Raw genomic sequence first — 19,301 nt, 5'->3', positions numbered from 1 at the left:
GGTGCGGCGACCCGACTTGCCCGTGAAGATTCCAGTACCGATCAGTGATGCTTGCGCGGCACTGGCGTGAGCAATTCATCCGGCGGCATCTCGCATTTGATCTTGCGCCCCAGCAGTTCCTCGATCGCCGGCAACTGGTAGGAGTCATCCTCGCCGGCAAAACTGATCGACACACCACTGGTGCCTGCTCGGCCGGTACGGCCGATGCGGTGCACGTAGTCGTCCGGGTCTTCCGGCAGGGTGAAGTTGATCACGTGGCTGATACCGTCGATATGGATCCCGCGCCCGGCCACGTCGGTGGCCACCAGCACGGTGATGCGCCCTTCGCGGAAGTTTTCCAGGGTACGGATGCGCTTGTGCTGCGGCACATCGCCCGACAGTTGGGCGGCATTGATGCCGTCGCGCACCAGCTTCTCCTCGATGCGCCGCACCTCGTCCTTGCGATTGGCGAAGACCATCACCCGTTCCCACTTGTTCTGCGTGACCAGGTTGTACAGCAGCTTGTACTTGTCGCTGCCCGCCACGGCATAGACGTGCTGCTCGACCGTCTCGCTGGCGACGTTCTCCGGCTCGATCTCGACGATGGCCGGATCAGTGGTCCATTGCTTGGCCAGGTTCATGACGTCGTCGGTGAAGGTGGCGGAGAACAGCAGGGTCTGGCGTTCGCTCTTGGGCGGGGTCTGGCGGATGATCTGGCGTACCTGGGGGATGAAACCCATGTCGAGCATGCGGTCGGCTTCGTCCAGCACCATCACCTCGACCATGTCCAGGTGCACTTCGCCGCGTTGCTGGAAGTCCAGCAGGCGGCCCGGGGTGGCGACCAGGATGTCGCAGTAGCGCTTTTCCAGGGCCTTGAGCTGCTTGTCGTACTCCATGCCGCCGACGAAGCTCATCACGTTCAGCCCGCTGTACTTGGTCAGGGCCTCGGCGTCCTTGGCGATCTGCACCACCAGTTCGCGGGTCGGGGCGATGATCAGGGCACGCGGCTCGCCCATGTAGCGTTCCTTGGGCGGCGGGGTCTGCTGCAGCTGCGAGATGATCGAGATCAGGAACGCGGCCGTCTTGCCGGTGCCGGTCTGGGCCCGGCCGATGGCATCCTGGCCACGCAGGGTGTAACCCAGGACCTGGGCCTGGATCGGCGTGCAGTAGGGGAAGCCCAGGTCGTGGATGGCATGCATCAGCTCGTTGGAGAGCTTGAAGTCGTGGAAGCGGGTCTTGCCTTCCTGAGGCTCGACCACGAAGTCCTCGGGCTTCCACAGGCTGGCCTGGGGCTTGGGTTTGCGCTCACGGCGGGGTTTTTCCCGGGGCGGCTCGACAGGCGCGGCTTCAGCCTTGGCCACAGGTTCGGGCTGGCTGCGCGGCGCAGACTTCGCTCTTGGCGGTTTCGGGGGCCGGGCCGGTGCAGGCTGAGGCGTGGGTGCAATCACGGGGGCAGCGGGCGCGACGGCCTGTGGGGCGGCGTCTCCCTTGCCGAATATTTTCTTGAGTGCCTTGAGCACGGTCGTCTCGTCAACTGGTTAAGGAATGTACGCCGGGCAGTGTAATGCAAGATCCAGGCTCGGCGTAGTACCGGGTGTAGTCCAATGCGCCGACGGCTACAGGCGCACGTCGATTTACAGCAGGCGCTTGGCCAGCCAGTCGTGGATATCGCTCAGTTCCTCGACCACCACCTCGTGTTCCATGGGGTATTCGTGCCAGCGCGCGGCCACGCCCCAGGTGTTCAGGTACTCGAAGGCCGTGCGGCCCATCGACGGGATCACCACCGGGTCATGCACGCCATGCAGGCATAGGGCCGGGGTACGTTGCTGGCAAGCGCTGAGCTGATGGCTTTCGGTGAAGGTCGGTGCGTAGGTGGACAGGGCGATCACCCCGCCGAGCGCTTCCTGCCACTTTATATAGGCGGTATGCAGCACTACGGCGCCGCCCTGGGAAAATCCGGCGAGGATGATCCTCGACAGGTTGATGCCCTTGGCCTGCTCGGCCTTGATCAGCTCGATGATCTGGTCGGCCGATTCTTCAAGTTGCGCCTCGTCGATGGCCCGGGCCGGGGTCATGGCCTTGATGTCGTACCAGCTCGGCATGGCATAGCCGCCGTTGATGGTGACTGGCCGGGTCGGCGCCTGGGGCATGATGAAACGGGTGCTTTGCAGACGTTCCTGCATGAATTCGGCCACCGGTAGGAAGTCGTAACGGTCGGCCCCCAGGCCGTGCAACCAGATCACACAGGCGTCGGCGGTCTTCTGGGGTTCGAGAATCAGCGGGTTGGTCATGACTGCTCCGAAAAAGTGCGTAAGAACTTATTGAGTGCGTAAAAAGAAGGCGCTGGTGGTTAGTGCCATAAAAAGATGTCGCAACTCTACAACTTTACCCCCTTGACGCATGCTTAAACGCTTAAGGCGGCAACTATGGTACGCGCTTTGCTACGTTCGTACCGATGCGATGGACGGGGACCTGAACGGTAACACCCGCCCACGTGGATGGAAGGCTGTCACAGAACAGCCCATTGCGCCAATTGACCCAAAAACAAGCCAACAAGGGTCGGATGCGCCTCATAAGGGTGCGGTGCAATTCCGGCTCGGTACAACAAGAGCATTTGGAGGTTGTTGATGAAGATGTTGAAAACCACGCTGGCAGTCCTGACCGCTGCAGCCACCCTGGGCACCGTGGGCGCCGCCCAGGCTGGCGCCACGCTCGATGCGGTAAAGAAGAAGGGCTTCGTCCAGTGTGGCGTGAGCGACGGCCTCCCGGGCTTCTCCGTTCCTGACGCCCAAGGCAAGATCGTCGGCATCGACGCCGACGTCTGCCGCGCCGTGGCTGCCGCCGTGTTCGGCGACGCCACCAAGGTCAAGTTCAGCCAGCTCAACGCCAAGGAGCGCTTCACCGCGCTGCAGTCCGGCGAAGTCGACGTACTGTCGCGCAACACCACCTGGACCAGCTCGCGTGACGCTGGCATGGGCCTGGTGTTCGCCGGTGTCACCTACTACGACGGCGTGGGCTTCCTGGTGAACAAGAAGCTGGGCGTTTCCAGCGCCAAGGAGCTCGATGGCGCGACCATCTGCATCCAGGCCGGTACCACCACCGAGCTGAACGTCTCCGACTACTTCCGCGCCAATGGCCTGAAATACACCCCGATCACCTTCGACACCTCCGACGAGAGCGCCAAGTCGCTGGAGTCCGGTCGTTGCGACGTGCTGACCTCCGACAAGTCGCAGCTCTACGCACAGCGCTCCAAGCTGGCGGCTCCCACCGAGTACGTGGTGCTGCCGGAAACCATCTCCAAGGAGCCCCTGGGCCCGGTCGTGCGTAAAGGCGACGAGGAGTGGTTCAGCATCGTCAAGTGGACCCTCTACGCCATGCTCAACGCCGAAGAAGCAGGCGTGACCTCGAAGAACGTCGAGGCCGAAGCCAAATCCACCAAGAACCCTGACGTCGCCCGCCTGCTGGGTGCCGACGGCGAGTACGGCAAGGACCTGAAACTGCCCAAGGACTGGGTAGTGCAGATCGTCAAGCAAGTCGGCAACTACGGTGAAGTATTCGAGAAGAACCTGGGCAAGAGCACCCCGCTGGAAATTGACCGCGGCTTGAATGCCCTGTGGAACAACGGCGGCATCCAGTACGCACCGCCTGTGCGCTGATGGCTGCCCCCCGCGACGGCATCCGGCCGTCGCGGGTCGTTCGACTCCCTTCTTTTCGGGGCATTTCATGCAAAATCATATCGGCGCACGGAAAGGGTTATCCCTGAGCGATCCACGTGTGCGCGCGTGGCTGTTCCAGATCATCACGGTCGTGGCCGTGATCGGCCTGGGCTGGTACCTCATCCACAACACCCAGACCAACATGCAGCACCGAGGGATTACCTCGGGCTTCGACTTTCTCGAGCGCAGTGCCGGTTTCGGCATCGCCCAGCACCTGATCGACTACACCGAAGCCGACACCTATGCACGGGTGTTGCTGGTTGGCCTGCTCAATACCCTGCTGGCAAGCGTCATCGGCATCATCATCGCCACCGTGCTTGGCTTCGTCGTCGGCGTTGCCCGGTTATCCTCGAACTGGGTGATCAGCAAGCTGGCGGCCGTTTACGTCGAGACCTTCCGTAACATTCCACCGCTGCTGCAGATCCTGTTCTGGTACTTCGCGGTATTCACCGCCTTGCCGGGGCCACGCGGCAGCATCAACATCGATGACCTGTTCTTCATCAGCAGCCGTGGCGTGAACATGCCCGGAGCCTCCATCGGCGAAGGGTTCTGGCCGTTCGTCGTGGCGGTGCTGCTGGCGGTCGTGGCCATTGTCCTGATGGTGCGCTACGCCAACAAACGCTTCGATGAAACCGGCCAGCCGTTCCACAAGTTCTGGGTAGGGCTGGCGCTGCTCGTTGGCATTCCCGGTATCAGCGCGCTGCTGTTTGGCAACCCATTGCAGTGGGAAGTGCCGCAGCTCAAAGGTTTCAACTTCGTCGGCGGCTGGGTGCTGATTCCCGAATTCCTCGCGCTGACCCTGGCACTGTCGATCTACACCGCCGCCTTCATCGCCGAAATCGTGCGCGCGGGTATCCGCTCGGTCAGCCATGGCCAGACCGAAGCGGCCCGTTCGCTGGGGCTGCGCGAAGGGCCGACCTTGCGCAAGGTCATCATTCCGCAGGCGATGCGGGTGATCATTCCGCCGCTGACCAGCCAATACCTGAACCTGACGAAGAACTCGTCGCTCGCGGCGGTCATCGGCTATCCGGAATTGGTGTCGCTGTTTGCCGGCACGGTGCTGAACCAGACCGGCCAGTCGGTCGAGGTCATGGCGATCACCATGGCTGTGTATCTGACGATCAGCATCAGCATCTCGTTGCTGATGAACTGGTACAACAAGCGCATTGCGCTGATCGAGCGGTGAGGACAGGCGCATGACTTCCCATGTTTTCAAACCCGATATGCCGCCACCGGTGAAGACCGTCGGCGTGCTGGCGTGGATGCGCGCCAACCTGTTCTCCAGCTGGATCAACACGCTGTTGACCCTGTTCGCGATCTACCTGATCTGGCTGATCGTGCCGGCACTGCTGCAGTGGGCGTTCCTGGACGCCAACTGGACGGGCACGACCCGCGCGGACTGCACCAAGGACGGCGCATGCTGGGTGTTCATCCAGCAACGCATTGGCCAGTTCATGTACGGCTATTACCCGAGCCAGTTGCGCTGGCGGGTCGACCTGACCGTGTGGCTGGGCGTGATCGCCGCCGCACCGCTGTTCATCCGCCGGTTCCCGCGCAAGGTGCCCTACGGTATTGGTTATCTGGTGCTGTATCCGATCCTCGCCTACCTGCTGCTGCACGGTGGCAGCTTCGGCCTGACGCAGGTGCCGACCTCGCAATGGGGCGGCCTGATGCTGACCCTGGTCATTGCGACCGTAGGCATCGCCGCAGCCTTGCCGCTGGGCATCCTGCTCGCGCTGGGACGGCGCTCGAAGATGCCGGTGGTCAAGGCCGTGTCGGTGACTTTCATCGAGTTCTGGCGTGGCATTCCGCTGATCACCGTGCTGTTCATGTCGTCCGTGATGCTGCCGCTGTTCATGCCCGAGGGCACGAGCTTCGACAAGCTGCTGCGGGCGATGATTTTCGTGATCCTGTTCGAGTCGGCCTACATCGCCGAGGTGGTTCGCGGCGGCCTGCAGGCGATTCCCAAGGGACAGTACGAGGCAGCCGCGGCGATGGGGCTGGGCTATTGGCGTGCCATGGGCCTGGTGATCTTGCCGCAGGCCCTGAAGCTGGTGATCCCCGGCATCGTCAACACCTTCATCGCGCTGTTCAAGGACACCAGCCTGGTGATCATCATCGGCCTGTTCGACCTGCTCAACAGCACCCGCCAAGCCACGGCAGATCCTGCCTGGCTCGGCATGGCGACCGAGGGCTACGTGTTCGCGGCCCTGGTCTACTGGATTTTCTGTTTCGGTATGTCCCGCTACTCCATGCACCTGGAGCGCAAGCTGGACACTGGCCACAAGCGTTAGGAGTTTCGAAATGAGTGAAGCGATCAAGCAGCCTGCCGGCCCCGAAGGCATCATCCAGATGCAGGGTGTGAACAAGTGGTATGGCCAGTTCCATGTGCTCAAGGATATCAATCTGAACGTACGCCAGGGCGAGCGCATCGTCCTGTGCGGGCCGTCCGGCTCGGGCAAGTCCACCACCATCCGCTGCCTGAACCGATTGGAAGAGCACCAGCAGGGGCGCATCGTCGTCGATGGCGTGGAGCTGACCAACGACCTCAAGCAGATCGAGGCGATCCGTCGTGAAGTCGGCATGGTGTTCCAGCACTTCAACCTGTTCCCGCACCTGACCATCCTCGAGAACTGCACCCTGGCACCGATGTGGGTTCGCAAGATGCCCAAGCGCAAGGCCGAGGAAATTGCCATGCATTACCTGGAGCGTGTGCGTATTCCAGAGCAGGCGCACAAGTTTCCGGGGCAGTTGTCGGGCGGTCAGCAGCAACGTGTGGCCATTGCCCGCGCGCTGTGCATGAAGCCCAAGATCATGCTGTTCGACGAGCCGACTTCGGCACTCGATCCGGAAATGGTCAAGGAGGTGCTCGACACCATGGTCGGCCTGGCCGAAGACGGCATGACCATGCTCTGCGTCACCCACGAGATGGGCTTCGCCCGCACCGTGGCGAACCGGGTGATCTTCATGGACAAGGGCGAGATCGTCGAGCAGGCCTCGCCGGATGACTTTTTCGACCGGCCGCGCAGTGACCGGACCAAGTTGTTCCTGAGCCAGATCCTGCACTGATGTGACTGGGGCCGCAAAGCGGCCCCATCTTGTTGTTACTTTTCTTCCTTGGTCGCCACCGGCGCCGGTGGCGGACGCAGCCCGACCTCGGCAATCAGCTTCAACTGCTTGCCATTGCGCATCACCTCGATGCTGATCTTCTCGCTGGGTTTGATTCGTGCCACCTGGTTCATCGACCTGCGACCATCGCCGGCCGGCTCGCCATTGATGCTCATGATCACGTCACCCAGTTGCAGCCCCGCACGCTGGGCCGGGCCGTCGCGGAAAATACCGGCGACAACGATGCCCGGACGCCCCTGCATGCCGAACGACTCGGCCAACTCTTCGCTCAATGGCTGCACCTCGATGCCCAGCCAGCCGCGAATCACCTGGCCATGCTCGACGATCGACTTCATCACCTCCAGCGCAAGCTTGGCGGGGATGGCGAAACCGATACCCTGCGAACCGCCGGATTTGGAGAAGATCGCGGTGTTGATGCCGATCAGATTGCCGTTGGCGTCGACCAGTGCACCGCCGGAGTTGCCCGGGTTGATGGCCGCGTCGGTCTGGATGAAGTCTTCGTAGTTGTTCAGCCCCAGCTGGTTGCGGCCGGTGGCACTGATGATGCCCATGGTCACGGTCTGGCCGACGCCGAAGGGGTTGCCGATGGCCAGGCAGACATCGCCGATGTGGATGTTGTCGGAGCGGCCGATGGTGATGGCTGGCAGGTTCTTCAGGTCGATCTTCAGCACCGCCAGGTCGGTTTCCGGGTCGCTGCCGATGACCCGGGCCAGGGTCTCGCGGCCATCCTTGAGCGCCACCACGATCTGGTCGGCCCCGCTGGTCACGTGGTTGTTGGTCAGCAGGTAGCCTTCGGGACTCATGATCACCGCCGAGCCCAAGCTCGACTCCCAGCGCCGCTGCTTGGGCAGGTTGTCGCCGAAGAAACGACGGAACTGCGGGTCCTCGAACAGCGGATGGGCGCTCTTGTTCACCACTTTGGTGGTGTACAGGTTGGCGACCGCGGGCGCCGCCAGGGTGACGGCGTCGGCATAGCTGACCGGGCCCTGCATGATCCGCGAAGTCTGCGGTGCCTGTTGCAGGTTGACGTCCTGGCTGGGCAGGCCGACCCATTCCGGGAAACGCTGGATGATCAGTGCGGCGATCAGTACGCCAGTGAGCAGGGGCCAGCCAAAGTAACGCAAAGCCTTGAGCATCGAATGAATCCTGGAAATGGGACGAGGGCCGGGGCGCGAACGCGCGCGATCATACACCTCGGTGATCGGTGAGGGTATGGATCGCGAAGCAGCCGAAGCTGATGTACGCCGGTTTCCCCGAATCCGGCGACGGCCCATAATGGCGCCCAGTATACGAGGCCTGGCGCCCGTTGAAGCAGCGAATTACGAGGAGATTTTCCATGGCCGTCGCCCTTAGCACCCTGGTCGAGGAAGCCGAGCGCTACCTGTCCAGCGCCAAGATCCAGGATTACTGCCCCAACGGCCTGCAGGTCGAGGGGCGTCCGCAGGTCAGCCGCATCGTCACGGGCGTCACGGCCAGCCAGGCCTTGCTCGATGCTGCAGTCGAAGCCGAGGCCGACCTGGTGCTGGTGCACCATGGCTATTTCTGGAAGGGCGAGAGCCCGTGCATCACCGGGATCAAGCAGCGGCGCATCAAGACCCTGCTCAAGCACGACATCAGCCTGCTGGCCTTCCACCTGCCGCTGGACGTGCACCCTGAGGTGGGCAACAACGTGCAGATGGCGCGCCAGCTCGATATCACCGTCGAAGGCCCTCTCGACCCCGAAAACCCGCGGGTGGTCGGCCTGATCGGCTCGCTCGCCGAGCCCATGTCGGCTGGCGATTTCGCCCGCCGCGTGCGTGAAGTCATGGGCCGCGAGCCGCTGTTGGTCGAGGGGGAGGGGATGATCCGCCGGGTTGGCTGGTGTACCGGTGGCGGCCAGGGTTATATCGACAACGCCATCGCCGCGGGTGTCGACCTGTTCATCAGCGGCGAGGCCTCCGAGCAGACGTACCACAGCGCGCGCGAGAACGGCATCAGCTTCATTGCAGCAGGGCACCACGCCACCGAACGCTATGGGGTGCAGGCGCTGGGCGACTACCTGGCCAAGCGCTTTGCCCTGGAGCACCTGTTCATCGATTGCCCGAATCCGATTTAGGCAGGTGCGGTCCTCAAACCCCCAGTCATATCATTAGACCGTTTCGATCTAGCAGCCCGCCTAAATAGAATCAGGCGCTGTGATAAAGTGGCTCGCTCGAACACGGCCCGCTGGCCGTCCATAAGATCGTTTTTCGTGAGTAGCCATGGTCGACAAACTGACGCACTTGAAACAGCTGGAGGCGGAGAGCATCCACATCATCCGCGAGGTGGCCGCCGAGTTCGACAACCCGGTGATGCTGTACTCGATCGGCAAGGACTCCGCCGTGATGCTGCACCTGGCGCGCAAGGCTTTCTTCCCGGGCAAGCTGCCGTTCCCGGTGATGCACGTCGACACCCAGTGGAAATTCCAGGAGATGTACCGCTTCCGCGACAAGATGGTCGAGGAAATGGGGCTGGAGCTGATCACCCACGTCAACCCCGAGGGTGTGGCGCAGGGGATCAACCCCTTCACCCACGGCAGCTCCAAGCACACCGACATCATGAAGACCCAAGGCCTGAAGCAGGCGCTGGACAAGCATGGTTTCGACGCCGCCTTCGGTGGCGCGCGCCGCGATGAAGAGAAGTCGCGGGCCAAGGAGCGTGTCTACTCGTTCCGCGACAGCAAGCACCGCTGGGACCCGAAGAACCAGCGTCCGGAGCTGTGGAACGTCTACAACGGCAAGGTCAACAAGGGCGAGTCGATCCGCGTCTTCCCGCTGTCGAACTGGACCGAGCTGGACATCTGGCAGTACATCTACCTCGAAGGCATCCCGATCGTGCCGCTGTACTTCGCCGCCGAGCGTGAAGTCATCGAGAAGAACGGCACCCTGATCATGATCGACGACGATCGCATCCTCGAGCACCTGAGCGACGAGGAGAAGGCGCGCATCGTCAAGAAGAAGGTGCGTTTCCGTACCCTGGGCTGCTACCCGTTGACGGGCGCTGTCGAGTCCGAAGCCGAAACGCTGACCGACATCATTCAGGAAATGCTTCTGACGCGTACTTCCGAGCGTCAGGGCCGAGTCATCGACCACGATGGCGCCGGCTCCATGGAAGACAAGAAACGTCAGGGCTACTTCTAACTTCAGGGTTACTCCATGTCGCACCAATCCGATTTGATCAGCGAAGACATCCTCGCTTATCTGGCTCAGCACGAGCGCAAAGAACTGCTGCGTTTCCTTACCTGCGGCAACGTGGATGACGGCAAGAGCACCCTGATCGGGCGCCTGCTGCACGACTCCAAGATGATCTACGAGGACCACCTCGAGGCCATCACCCGTGACTCGAAGAAGTCCGGTACCACGGGCGAGGAAGTCGACCTGGCGCTGCTGGTCGATGGCCTGCAGGCCGAGCGCGAGCAGGGCATCACCATCGATGTCGCCTACCGCTACTTCTCCACCGCCAAGCGCAAGTTCATCATCGCCGACACCCCGGGCCACGAGCAGTACACCCGCAACATGGCCACCGGCGCCTCGACCTGCGACCTGGCGATCATCCTGGTCGATGCCCGCTACGGCGTGCAGACCCAGACCCGCCGCCACAGCTATATCGCCTCGTTGCTGGGCATCAAGCACATCGTCGTCGCGATCAACAAGATGGACCTCAAAGGCTTTGACGAGCAAGTCTTCGAGTCGATCAAGGCCGACTACCTGAAGTTCGCCGACGCCATCGACCTGAAGCCGTCGAGCCTGCACTTCGTGCCGATGTCGGCGCTCAAGGGCGACAACGTCGTCAACCGCAGCGAGCGCTCGCCGTGGTACACGGGCCCGGCGCTGATGGAGATCCTCGAGACCGTCGAGGTTTCGGCTGACCGCAACGTCACCGATCTGCGTTTCCCGGTGCAGTACGTCAATCGCCCGAACCTGAACTTCCGCGGCTTTGCCGGCACCATCGCCAGTGGCGTGGTGCACAAGGGCGATGATATCGTGGTGCTGCCGTCGGGCAAGAGCAGCCGCGTCAAGTCCATCGTCACCTACGAGGGCGAGCTGGAGAACGCAGGCCCAGGTCAGGCCGTGACCCTGACCATGGAAGACGAGATCGACATCTCCCGCGGCGATCTGCTGGTGCATGCCGACAACGTCCCGCAGGTGGCCGACCAGTTCGAGGCCATGCTGGTGTGGATGGCCGAGGAGCCAATGCTTCCGGGCAAGAAGTACGACATCAAGCGCGCCACCAGCTATGTGCCAGGCTCGATTGCCAGCATCACCCACAAGGTCGATGTGAACACCCTGGAGCAGGGCGCCGCCAGTGCGCTGCAACTGAACGAGATCGGTCGCGTCAAGGTCGCCCTGGACGCCGCCATCGCGCTGGACGGCTACGACAGCAACCGCACCACCGGTGCGTTCATCGTCATCGATCGCCTGACCAACGGCACCGTCGGCGCCGGCATGATCATCGCGCCGCCGGTGCTGCCGCACGGCGGCACCGGTCAGCACGGCAAGCTCGCCCACGTCTCCACCGAGGAGCGTGCCCTGCGCTTCGGCCAGCAGCCAGCTACCGTGCTGTTCAGTGGCCTGTCGGGCGCCGGCAAGAGCACCCTGGCCTACGCCGTGGAGCGCAAGCTGTTCGACATGGGCCGTGCTGTCTACGTGCTCGACGGCCAGAACCTGCGCCATGACCTGAACAAGGGCTTGCCGCAGGATCGCGCCGGTCGCACCGAGAACTGGCGTCGCGCCGCTCACGTGGCGCGCCAGTTCAACGAAGCCGGCCTGCTGACCCTGGCCGCCTTCGTCGCCCCGGATGCCGAAGGCCGCGAGCAGGCCAAGGCGCTGATCGGCAAGGAACGCCTGGTGACCGTCTACGTCCAGGCTTCGCCGCTGGCGTGCCGCGAGCGCGACCCACAGGGCCTGTATGCCGCCGGTGGCGACAACATCCCGGGTGAAAGCTTCCCGTTCGATGTGCCGCTGGATGCGGACCTGGTGATCGACACCCAGAGCACCAGCGTCGAGGACGGCGTGAAGCAAGTGCTGGATGTGCTGCGCCAGCGCGGCGCGATCTGACGTTCGCTGCTGCACCAGAAACCCCGCTTCGGCGGGGTTTTCTGTTGATGGCCAGACCCATTCAGGCCAGCCCATTGGCCTGCCGCCACGTCATCACCTTTTGAACTATGCTGTTCGCCGACTCGCTGGTGCCTGATTCAGGGTGATAGATGAGGTCTGACCCCTGTGGATGAGAGGTGATGTCGATGAAGTGCTCCAGCAACCCATCCTGGAACTCGGACGAACCTTGTGCGGTGATGAGCATTTCGACCAGTGATTCGAACTCGTCAGGTGCGTAGTCGTTCAGCTGTTGCCTGAAGGTGATCATTCCTCGACCTCCGAGGACAGCGCATATTGCAGGGCGCTCATGATCCGCATGTTGTCCATGTCGTACACCACTGCGCTGAGCTCCGGTGGCAAGAGGTGGCAGATCTGGTAGGAGCGCAAGCCTCTGGCCGTTTCACCGAACGGCGCGCGAGGCGCCCAGCCTTTCTTGATTCGGTTCAATTGCGATTCGACAAATTGCTTCGAAAGTACCGGGTCTTCGGCGATGGTCATCCAGAAGGTGCTGGAGAACTGGTCGAAGCTTGTGAAATGGTGTCCGGCGAGTTTTTGGGCAATGTGAGTGGGGATGGGTGTGGCCATGCTGTTAGTGCTCCTTGTGCATGACAGGGTGAGGTGCCCCATGATCAACGCTTGGTCAGCCAGGGAATAGATTCCGATTGCCGAGTTCTGCGCGGGTTGTTTTCGTGTGGCGAGTCAGAAAACTCCGCTACTGGTGTCGTCCAGGGCTGGCACCCACTGCAAGACGCCTAGATATGCTTCTCCCCCACCGGAATCACCCGCCTTTCCTTCACCGCCTTGTACGAAAAGCTCGAATAGATTTCCTTCACCCCGGGCAGTGTCTGCAGCACTTCGCGGGCGAATTCGCCGAAAGACTCCAGGTCCCGCGCGAGGACCTCCAGGAGAAAGTCATAGCGCCCCGAGATGTTATGGCAGGCGACGATTTCCGGGATTTCCATCAGGCGCTTCTCGAAGGCGCGGGCAGCGTCCTTGTTGTGCGATTCCATCATGATGCTGACGAATGCAGTGACACCAAAGCCCAGAGACTTGGGCGAAAGGATGGCCTGGTAGCCGGTAATGTAGCCGCCTTCCTCCAGCAGCTTTACCCGACGCCAGCAAGGTGAGGTGGTCAGGGCGACCTGGTCGGCGAGGTCGGCGACGGTGAGGCGGGCGTTGTCTTGCAGGGCGCCGAGCAGGGCGCGGTCCGTTCGGTCGAGAGGGGCTGGCATGGTATGCCCTTTTTTCGGTCTGATTGTTGTTTTTGTTCCAGAACTGCCGATGTTCACGGGGCAATTTGGAAAAAAATCCGGTGTGTCAAGGCATAAGCTTAGAACAAACAACAAGGAGGCTGTTGTCATGCGCGCCACTGTCGACAAGACCGGTTTTTCCACGCGGGCCATTCACCATGGCTACGACCCGCAGTCCCACGGTGGTGCGCTGGTGCCGCCGGTCTACCAGAACGCGACCTACGCGTTCGAAAGCGTCGAGTATGGTGCGGCCTGTTTTGCCGGCGAGCAGGCCGGGCATTTCTACAGCCGTATCTCCAACCCGACCCTGGCCCTGCTCGAGCAGCGCATGGCTTCGCTTGAAGGTGGCGAGGCGGGCCTGGCGCTGGCCTCGGGGATGGGCGCCATCACTTCAACGCTGTGGACGCTGCTGCGTCCCGGTGATGAGCTTATCGTCGGCGATACCCTGTATGGCTGCACCTTCGCTTTCCTGCACCATGGCATCGGCGAATTCGGCGTCAAGGTGAAACATGTCGATCTGAACGATCCCGCTGCGCTCGAGGCGGCGATCACCTCCAGTACACGGATGATCTATTTCGAAACCCCGGCCAACCCCAACATGCACCTGGTGGACATCGCCGCAGTGGTGGGCGTGGCGCGCCAGCATGAGCTGCTGGTGGTGATCGACAACACCTACTGCACCCCCTATCTGCAACGCCCGCTGGAGCTGGGCGCGGACCTGGTGGTGCATTCGGCGACCAAGTACCTCAGTGGCCATGGCGATATCACCGCCGGGTTGGTGGTAGGGCGCAAGGCGCTGATCGACCGCATTCGCCTGGAAGGCTTGAAGGACATGACCGGCGCCGTGCTGTCGCCGCACGACGCATCGCTGCTGATGCGCGGTATGAAAACCCTGGCCCTGCGCATGGACCGCCATTGCAGCAACGCCCTGCGCGTGGCGCAGTTCCTGGAGCGTCATCCGCAGGTCGAGCTGATTCATTACCCGGGCCTGCCTAGCGTTGCGCAGTTCGGCCTGGCGCAGCGGCAGATGCGTTTGCCGGGCGGGATGATTGCGTTCGAGCTCAAGGGTGGCATCCAGGCGGGGCGACGCTTCATGAACGCGTTGCAGCTGTTCAGGCGTGCAGTGAGCCTGGGGGATGCCGAGTCGCTGGCGCAGCACCCGGCGAGCATGACCCATTCGAGCTATACGCCCGAGGAACGGGCGCAGCATGGGATTTCCGAGGGGTTGGTGCGGTTGTCGGTGGGCCTGGAGGATGTCGACGACCTGCTGGCAGATCTTGGGCAGGCCCTCGGGAGCCGTGTTCGAGTTGAGTGATGGCCACTTCTCACGGGCACAAAAAAGGCCGCTTTTAGCGGCCTTTGTCATGCTTGCTGGGTCAACGCTTGAGGCCGTAGCTCTCGTCGAGCATGCCTGGCGAGTTCGGCGCCTTGGGCGCGTAGTCGCGTGGGACTTCGGCGGTATCCTTCGGCGGTGTCAGGCGATCGCGCGGACCTTGCGCGGCTTCGGAGTGCAACGAAGCGAGCAGGCGCTGACGGGTCAGTTCGTCCAGGGCCAGGCGATTGGCCCCGTCGGCCAGGTGATCCTGCACATCCTGGTAGCTCTGGGTCAGTTTCTTGACCAGCGAAGCAGTGCTGTTGAAGTGGGTGACCACTTCGTTCTGGTAATTGTCGAAACGCTGCTGGATGTCATCCAGCTGGCGTTGCGTACTGCTGGGAGCCGCGTTGGGGAGAAGGCGGGCCAGGGCGAAACCGACGACGACACCAACGACCAGTGCCAGGGTCGGCAGCAACCAAACAAGGAGCGAGTGTTCCACGAGTCCTTCCTCTATAAACGGCTTTGCTTTACGTTAACGGCTCAGACCTGCGCTGTATACCGCGAGCAATCGCAAATCAGAACAGATTTCCCCCCTCTAGACGAATCGACCCCCCTCGAGGTCACGGAGTAGTGCCTTGCTTGTCCGCGAAACCCCCTTGTTCATCGACGGCCCCAGTGGCCCGCTGGAAGCCTTGTACCTGGACGTGGCAGATGCCCGCGGCGTGGTGCTGATCTGCCACCCCAACCCGGTCCAGGGCGGCACCATGCTCAACAAGGTGGTCTCGACGCTGCAACGCACGGCTCGCGATGCCGGCTACAGCACCCTGCGCTTCAACTACCGTGGCGTCGGCCAGAGTGCCGGCAGCCACGACATGGGGGCTGGCGAAGTGGCCGATGCCGAGGCCGCCGCGGCCTGGCTGCGCGACAAACACCCTGAGCGGGCGCTGGTACTGATGGGCTTCTCGTTCGGGGGCTTCGTCGCCGCCAGCCTGGCCGGACGCCTCGAGGCCGACGGGGTGACGCTGCAACATCTGTTCATGATTGCCCCGGCGGTGATGCGCCTGACCGAGCAGTTCCCGCTGGCGCAGCAGTGCCCGACCACCGTGGTCCAGCCCGACGCCGACGAGGTGGTCGATCCTGCGCTGGTCTATGAATGGTCCGACACACTGACGCGCCCCCATGAGCTGCTGAAAGTGGCAGAATGCGGACATTTCTTCCATGGCAAGCTGACCGATCTGAAGGATCTGGTGCTGCCGCGTCTTTCGAACTGAGCCAAGCCTGAATAAGCGATCACCCATGACCACGCGCATTCTCACCGGTATCACCACCACCGGCACTCCGCACCTGGGCAACTACGCCGGTGCCATCCGCCCGGCGATCCTCGCCAGCCAGCAGCCCGGTGCCGACTCGTTCTACTTCCTGGCCGACTATCACGCCCTGATCAAGTGCGACGACCCGCTGCGCATCCAGCGCTCGCGCCTGGAAATCGCCGCCACCTGGCTGGCCGGTGGCCTGGATCCGGACAAGGTCACGTTCTACCGTCAGTCCGACATTCCCGAGATCCCCGAGCTGACCTGGCTGCTGACCTGCGTGGCTGCCAAGGGCCTGCTCAATCGTGCCCACGCCTACAAGGCCTCGGTCGACAAGAACCTGGAAAACGGCGAAGACCCGGATGCCGGTGTGTCCATGGGCTTGTACAGCTATCCGGTGCTGATGGCTGCCGACATCCTGATGTTCAACGCACACAAGGTCCCGGTCGGTCGCGACCAGATCCAGCACGTTGAAATGGCCCGTGACATCGGCCAGCGCTTCAACCACCTGTTCGGCCAGGGCAAGGAGTTCTTCGTCCTGCCCGAGGCGGTGATCGAGGAGAGCGTGGCCACGCTTCCGGGCCTGGACGGTCGCAAGATGTCCAAGAGCTACGACAACACCATTCCGCTGTTCACCAGCGCCAAGGACATGAAGGACGCCATCTCGCGCATCGTCACCGATTCGCGTGCCCCAGGCGAGGCGAAGGATCCGGACAACTCGCACCTGTTCACCCTGTACCAGGCCTTTGCCAGCGCCGCACAAGCCGGCGAGTTCCGCGAAGAGCTGCTGCAGGGCCTGGGCTGGGGCGAGGCGAAAAGCCGCCTGTTCCAGTTGCTCGACGGCCAGCTGGCCGAGAAGCGCGAGCACTACCATCAACTGATCTCGCGGCCGTCGGACCTGGAAGACATCCTCCTGGCCGGCGCCGCCAAGGCCCGCAAGATTGCCACGCCGTTCCTCGAGCAGTTGCGCGAATCGGTGGGCCTGCGCTCCTTCCGCAGCAGCGTCCAGGTCAACGCCGAAGTGAAGAAGAAGGCCGCCAAGAGCGCGCGCTTCGTCAGCTTCCGCGATGAAGACGGTAGCTTCCGCTTCCGCCTGCTGGCCGCCGATGGCGAGCAACTGTTGCTGTCGCGCAGCTTCGCCGACGGCAAGAGTGCAGGCGCGGTGAGCAAGCAACTGCAGCAGGGTGGCGAGGCGGATGTGCGTGTAGATGGCCTGGGCTTCAGCCTGTGGCTCGATGGCGAGCAGGTGGCCGACGGGCCGCAGTTCGCCGATGCAAGCGCCCGTGATGCGGCGGTGCTGAGCCTGCGTGAGGCGTTGGCGCCCCAGCAGGACTGAGGCATATTGACACAAGTCTGATTGCCATTAAGCGGGCCGGTCGCTACAGTGACGGCCCGTTTTTTGTTGCCTCGCTAACGAATCATGACGCCCCTAGAACGATATCAAGCAGATCTGAAACGCCCCGATTTCTTCCATGACGCGGCGCAGGAAACGGCTGTGCGTCACTTGCAGCGCCTGTACGACGACCTGGTCGCCGCGCAGAACAACAAGCCGGGCGTGTTCGGCAAGCTGTTCGGCAAGAAGGAGCAGACGCCGGTCAAAGGCCTGTATTTCTGGGGCGGGGTAGGGCGTGGCAAGACCTACCTGGTCGACACCTTCTTCGAGGCGCTGCCGTTCAAGGAGAAGATGCGCACCCACTTCCACCGCTTCATGAAGCGTGTGCACGAGGAAATGAAAACCCTCAAGGGTGAGAAGAACCCGCTGACCATCATCGCCAAGCGCTTCTCCCAGGAAGCCAAGGTGATCTGCTTCGATGAGTTCTTCGTGTCCGACATCACCGATGCGATGATCCTCGGCACCTTGATGGAAGAGCTGTTCAAGAACGGCGTCTCGTTGGTGGCGACCTCCAACATCGTGCCGGACGGCCTGTACAAGGACGGCCTGCAGCGTGCGCGCTTCCTCCCGGCCATCGCCATGATCAAGCAGTACACCGATGTAGTGAACGTCGACAGTGGCGTCGACTATCGCTTGCGCCACCTGGAGCAGGCGGAGCTGTTCCACTTCCCGCTCAACGAAGCTGCCCACGAGAGTCTGCGCGCCAGTTTCAAGGCACTGACCCCCGATTGCACTCAGGCGGTCGAGAACGACGTGCTGATGATCGAGAATCGCGAGATCCACGCGTTGCGCACCTGTGACGACGTCGCCTGGTTCGACTTCCGCGCCCTGTGCGATGGGCCACGCAGCCAGAACGACTACATCGAGTTGGGCAAGATCTTCCATGCCGTGCTGCTGAGCAACGTCGAGCAGATGGGCGTCACCACCGACGACATCGCCCGCCGCTTCATCAACATGGTCGACGAGTTCTATGATCGCAACGTCAAACTGATCATTTCGGCCGAAGTCGAGCTCAAGGACCTGTACACCGGTGGACGCCTGAGCTTCGAGTTCCAGCGTACGCTCAGCCGACTGCTGGAAATGCAGTCCCACGAATTCCTGGCTCGCCCGCACAAACCCTGAAGCAGTACCTGCCCCCTGGCAGGAACGGGCTTGCCCCGCTCTTGCCAGGGGCGGCTGGTGTTCTCAGGCTTCCTGCATGAACTGCTGCCGATACTGGTTCGGCGACAGTTCAGTGTGCTGGCGGAAGAGCCGGGCGAAGAAGCTCGCGTCGTCATACCCCACCTCATAACTGATGGTCTTGATGCTCTTGCGGGTGCTCGAGAGCAAGCCCTTGGCTGTCTCGATGCGCAGGCGCTGCAGGTAGTGCAGTGGCTTGTCCCCGGTCGCGCTCTGGAAGCGGCGCATGAAGTTGCGGATGCTCATGCCATGGTTGCGCGCCACGTCCTCGAAGCGGAACTTGTCGGCGAAGTGCTCCTCCAGCCAGTGCTGGATCTGCAGGATGATCAGGTCCTGGTGCAGCTTCTGGCCGCCAAAGCCCATGCGCCCCGGCGTGTAGTTGCGCTGCACTTCGTAGAGGATGTCGCGAGCCACCGCCCGCGCGACGTTGGCGCCGCAGAAGCGCTCGATCAGGTAGATGTACAGGTCGCAGGCCGAGGTGGTGCCGCCGGCGCAGTACAGGTTGTCGGCGTCGGTCAGGTGCTTGTCCTGATTCAGGCGGATGGTGGGGAAGCGTTCGGCGAAGCTGTTGAAGAAACGCCAGTAGGTGGTCGCCTCCTTGCCATCGAGCAGGCCTGACTCGGCGAGCCAGAACACGCCGCTGGCTTCACCGCACAGCACGGCGCCACGGGCGTGCTGCTCACGCAGCCAGGGTAGGACTTGCGGGTAGCGGGCGAGCAGGTTGTCGAAGTCGTCCCAGAACGCCGGCAGGATGATCACATCGGCGTCACCCAGGCCACTGTCCACGGGGAGTTGTACGTCGCTGAAGCTGTCCACCGGCTGGCCGTCAGGGCTCACCAGGTGAATTTCGAACATCGATTGCAGCCCCAGGCCCAGTTGCTTGCTGTAACGCAGGCTGGCCAGGTGGAAGAAGTCC

Annotated in this window: 19 protein-coding genes; 11 read left to right on the top strand and 8 right to left on the bottom strand. The window is 62.5% G+C overall.

Features of this window, described 5'->3' with window-relative positions; all coding sequences use genetic code 11:
* Window positions 1–41 precede the first annotated feature (41 nt).
* Window positions 42–1,499, bottom strand: coding sequence for an ATP-dependent RNA helicase RhlB (gene rhlB, locus ACMGGG_RS19045; RefSeq protein WP_125931478.1), 1,458 nt, complete (start codon window positions 1,497–1,499; stop codon window positions 42–44).
* A 114-nt stretch (window positions 1,500–1,613) separates the two neighbouring features.
* Window positions 1,614–2,270 (bottom strand): alpha/beta hydrolase, encoded by a 657-nt coding sequence (locus tag ACMGGG_RS19040; protein WP_414154213.1) that lies wholly within the window; start codon window positions 2,268–2,270, stop codon window positions 1,614–1,616.
* 336 nt (window positions 2,271–2,606) lie between these two features.
* Here ACMGGG_RS19040 and ACMGGG_RS19035 point away from each other — a divergent pair, with 336 nt between their 5' ends.
* The 4 genes from ACMGGG_RS19035 (at window position 2,607) to ACMGGG_RS19020 (ending at window position 6,764) form a co-directional block, all read left to right on the top strand.
* A complete protein-coding gene (locus ACMGGG_RS19035) occupies window positions 2,607–3,635 on the top strand; it encodes an amino acid ABC transporter substrate-binding protein (protein WP_054893972.1) in 1,029 nt (342 codons plus the stop codon).
* Between the two features lie 67 nt (window positions 3,636–3,702).
* Window positions 3,703–4,881, top strand: a complete 1,179-nt coding sequence (locus ACMGGG_RS19030) for an amino acid ABC transporter permease (protein WP_054893973.1) — start codon at window positions 3,703–3,705, stop codon at window positions 4,879–4,881.
* Between the two features lie 10 nt (window positions 4,882–4,891).
* Window positions 4,892–5,989, top strand: coding sequence for an amino acid ABC transporter permease (locus tag ACMGGG_RS19025; RefSeq protein WP_414154212.1), 1,098 nt, complete (start codon window positions 4,892–4,894; stop codon window positions 5,987–5,989).
* Between the two features lie 10 nt (window positions 5,990–5,999).
* Window positions 6,000–6,764 carry an amino acid ABC transporter ATP-binding protein gene (locus tag ACMGGG_RS19020; RefSeq protein WP_054893975.1) on the top strand — a complete coding sequence of 255 codons (765 nt, stop codon included), beginning with the start codon at window positions 6,000–6,002 and terminating at the stop codon, window positions 6,762–6,764.
* A gap of 35 nt (window positions 6,765–6,799) precedes the next feature.
* Here the strand turns inward: ACMGGG_RS19020 and algW are convergent, their stop codons facing one another.
* Window positions 6,800–7,960 (bottom strand): Do family serine endopeptidase AlgW, encoded by a 1,161-nt coding sequence (gene algW / locus ACMGGG_RS19015; RefSeq protein ID WP_063546025.1) that lies wholly within the window; start codon window positions 7,958–7,960, stop codon window positions 6,800–6,802.
* Between the two features lie 200 nt (window positions 7,961–8,160).
* Here algW and ACMGGG_RS19010 point away from each other — a divergent pair, with 200 nt between their 5' ends.
* The 3 genes from ACMGGG_RS19010 to cysN all read left to right on the top strand — a co-directional run bounded on the left by ACMGGG_RS19010 (window position 8,161) and on the right by cysN (window position 11,899).
* The gene (locus ACMGGG_RS19010) at window positions 8,161–8,919 is read left to right on the top strand and encodes a Nif3-like dinuclear metal center hexameric protein (protein WP_414154211.1); all 759 of its coding nucleotides are present in this window, start codon (window positions 8,161–8,163) and stop codon (window positions 8,917–8,919) included.
* Between the two features lie 145 nt (window positions 8,920–9,064).
* Window positions 9,065–9,982 carry a sulfate adenylyltransferase subunit CysD gene (gene cysD / locus ACMGGG_RS19005; RefSeq protein ID WP_009408193.1) on the top strand — a complete coding sequence of 306 codons (918 nt, stop codon included), beginning with the start codon at window positions 9,065–9,067 and terminating at the stop codon, window positions 9,980–9,982.
* A gap of 15 nt (window positions 9,983–9,997) precedes the next feature.
* Window positions 9,998–11,899, top strand: a complete 1,902-nt coding sequence (gene cysN, locus ACMGGG_RS19000; protein ID WP_054893978.1) for a sulfate adenylyltransferase subunit CysN — start codon at window positions 9,998–10,000, stop codon at window positions 11,897–11,899.
* Between the two features lie 61 nt (window positions 11,900–11,960).
* Here cysN and ACMGGG_RS18995 read toward each other — a convergent pair whose 3' ends face one another.
* The 3 genes from ACMGGG_RS18995 to ACMGGG_RS18985 form a co-directional block, all read right to left on the bottom strand.
* On the bottom strand, window positions 11,961–12,206 hold the full coding sequence (locus tag ACMGGG_RS18995; protein WP_063546023.1) for a bacteriocin immunity protein: 246 nt from the start codon (window positions 12,204–12,206) through the stop codon (window positions 11,961–11,963).
* Window positions 12,203–12,523 (bottom strand): S-type Pyocin, encoded by a 321-nt coding sequence (locus ACMGGG_RS18990; RefSeq protein WP_054893980.1) that lies wholly within the window; start codon window positions 12,521–12,523, stop codon window positions 12,203–12,205. The genes ACMGGG_RS18995 and ACMGGG_RS18990 overlap by 4 nt, the downstream gene beginning before the upstream one ends.
* A gap of 167 nt (window positions 12,524–12,690) precedes the next feature.
* A complete protein-coding gene (locus ACMGGG_RS18985; RefSeq protein WP_054893981.1) occupies window positions 12,691–13,170 on the bottom strand; it encodes an Lrp/AsnC family transcriptional regulator in 480 nt (159 codons plus the stop codon).
* A 127-nt stretch (window positions 13,171–13,297) separates the two neighbouring features.
* On the opposite strand from ACMGGG_RS18985, the gene ACMGGG_RS18980 reads away from it, so the two are divergent.
* Window positions 13,298–14,503, top strand: coding sequence for a methionine gamma-lyase (locus ACMGGG_RS18980; protein WP_414154210.1), 1,206 nt, complete (start codon window positions 13,298–13,300; stop codon window positions 14,501–14,503).
* Between the two features lie 61 nt (window positions 14,504–14,564).
* Here the strand turns inward: ACMGGG_RS18980 and ACMGGG_RS18975 are convergent, their stop codons facing one another.
* Window positions 14,565–15,002, bottom strand: a complete 438-nt coding sequence (locus tag ACMGGG_RS18975; protein WP_054893983.1) for a YhcB family protein — start codon at window positions 15,000–15,002, stop codon at window positions 14,565–14,567.
* Window positions 15,003–15,138: 136 nt separating this feature from the next.
* Here ACMGGG_RS18975 and ACMGGG_RS18970 point away from each other — a divergent pair, with 136 nt between their 5' ends.
* The 3 genes from ACMGGG_RS18970 (at window position 15,139) to zapE (ending at window position 18,328) form a co-directional block, all read left to right on the top strand.
* On the top strand, window positions 15,139–15,774 hold the full coding sequence (locus ACMGGG_RS18970; protein ID WP_063546021.1) for an alpha/beta hydrolase: 636 nt from the start codon (window positions 15,139–15,141) through the stop codon (window positions 15,772–15,774).
* 25 nt (window positions 15,775–15,799) lie between these two features.
* Window positions 15,800–17,149 carry a tryptophan--tRNA ligase gene (locus ACMGGG_RS18965; protein ID WP_054893985.1) on the top strand — a complete coding sequence of 450 codons (1,350 nt, stop codon included), beginning with the start codon at window positions 15,800–15,802 and terminating at the stop codon, window positions 17,147–17,149.
* 84 nt (window positions 17,150–17,233) lie between these two features.
* The gene (zapE, locus tag ACMGGG_RS18960) at window positions 17,234–18,328 is read left to right on the top strand and encodes a cell division protein ZapE (protein ID WP_112899091.1); all 1,095 of its coding nucleotides are present in this window, start codon (window positions 17,234–17,236) and stop codon (window positions 18,326–18,328) included.
* 63 nt (window positions 18,329–18,391) lie between these two features.
* On the opposite strand, the gene ACMGGG_RS18955 is transcribed toward zapE, so the two are convergent.
* Window positions 18,392–19,288, bottom strand: a complete 897-nt coding sequence (locus ACMGGG_RS18955; protein ID WP_172964850.1) for a GlxA family transcriptional regulator — start codon at window positions 19,286–19,288, stop codon at window positions 18,392–18,394.
* Between the last annotated feature and the right edge of the window lie 13 nt (window positions 19,289–19,301).

This window comes from Pseudomonas sp. BNK-44-b, from assembly GCF_047456245.1.
GTDB classification, from domain to species: Bacteria; Pseudomonadota; Gammaproteobacteria; order Pseudomonadales; family Pseudomonadaceae; genus Aquipseudomonas; species Aquipseudomonas machongensis.
Note: the sequence above shows the minus strand (reverse complement) of the source record. Positions and strands in the feature narration are given on the sequence as shown.

Coding starts and splice junctions, on each gene's coding strand:
- ACMGGG_RS19035 (WP_054893972.1), top strand. CDS start 2,607: ATGAAGATGTTGAAAACCACGCTGGCAGTCCTGACCGCTGCAGCCACC.
- ACMGGG_RS19025 (WP_414154212.1), top strand. CDS start 4,892: ATGACTTCCCATGTTTTCAAACCCGATATGCCGCCACCGGTGAAGACC.
- cysD (WP_009408193.1), top strand. CDS start 9,065: ATGGTCGACAAACTGACGCACTTGAAACAGCTGGAGGCGGAGAGCATC.
- ACMGGG_RS19010 (WP_414154211.1), top strand. CDS start 8,161: ATGGCCGTCGCCCTTAGCACCCTGGTCGAGGAAGCCGAGCGCTACCTG.
- ACMGGG_RS18995 (WP_063546023.1), bottom strand. CDS start 12,206: ATGATCACCTTCAGGCAACAGCTGAACGACTACGCACCTGACGAGTTC.
- ACMGGG_RS18980 (WP_414154210.1), top strand. CDS start 13,298: ATGCGCGCCACTGTCGACAAGACCGGTTTTTCCACGCGGGCCATTCAC.
- ACMGGG_RS19020 (WP_054893975.1), top strand. CDS start 6,000: ATGAGTGAAGCGATCAAGCAGCCTGCCGGCCCCGAAGGCATCATCCAG.
- ACMGGG_RS18965 (WP_054893985.1), top strand. CDS start 15,800: ATGACCACGCGCATTCTCACCGGTATCACCACCACCGGCACTCCGCAC.
- zapE (WP_112899091.1), top strand. CDS start 17,234: ATGACGCCCCTAGAACGATATCAAGCAGATCTGAAACGCCCCGATTTC.
- ACMGGG_RS18985 (WP_054893981.1), bottom strand. CDS start 13,170: ATGCCAGCCCCTCTCGACCGAACGGACCGCGCCCTGCTCGGCGCCCTG.
- cysN (WP_054893978.1), top strand. CDS start 9,998: ATGTCGCACCAATCCGATTTGATCAGCGAAGACATCCTCGCTTATCTG.
- ACMGGG_RS19040 (WP_414154213.1), bottom strand. CDS start 2,270: ATGACCAACCCGCTGATTCTCGAACCCCAGAAGACCGCCGACGCCTGT.
- ACMGGG_RS19030 (WP_054893973.1), top strand. CDS start 3,703: ATGCAAAATCATATCGGCGCACGGAAAGGGTTATCCCTGAGCGATCCA.
- ACMGGG_RS18990 (WP_054893980.1), bottom strand. CDS start 12,523: ATGGCCACACCCATCCCCACTCACATTGCCCAAAAACTCGCCGGACAC.
- algW (WP_063546025.1), bottom strand. CDS start 7,960: ATGCTCAAGGCTTTGCGTTACTTTGGCTGGCCCCTGCTCACTGGCGTA.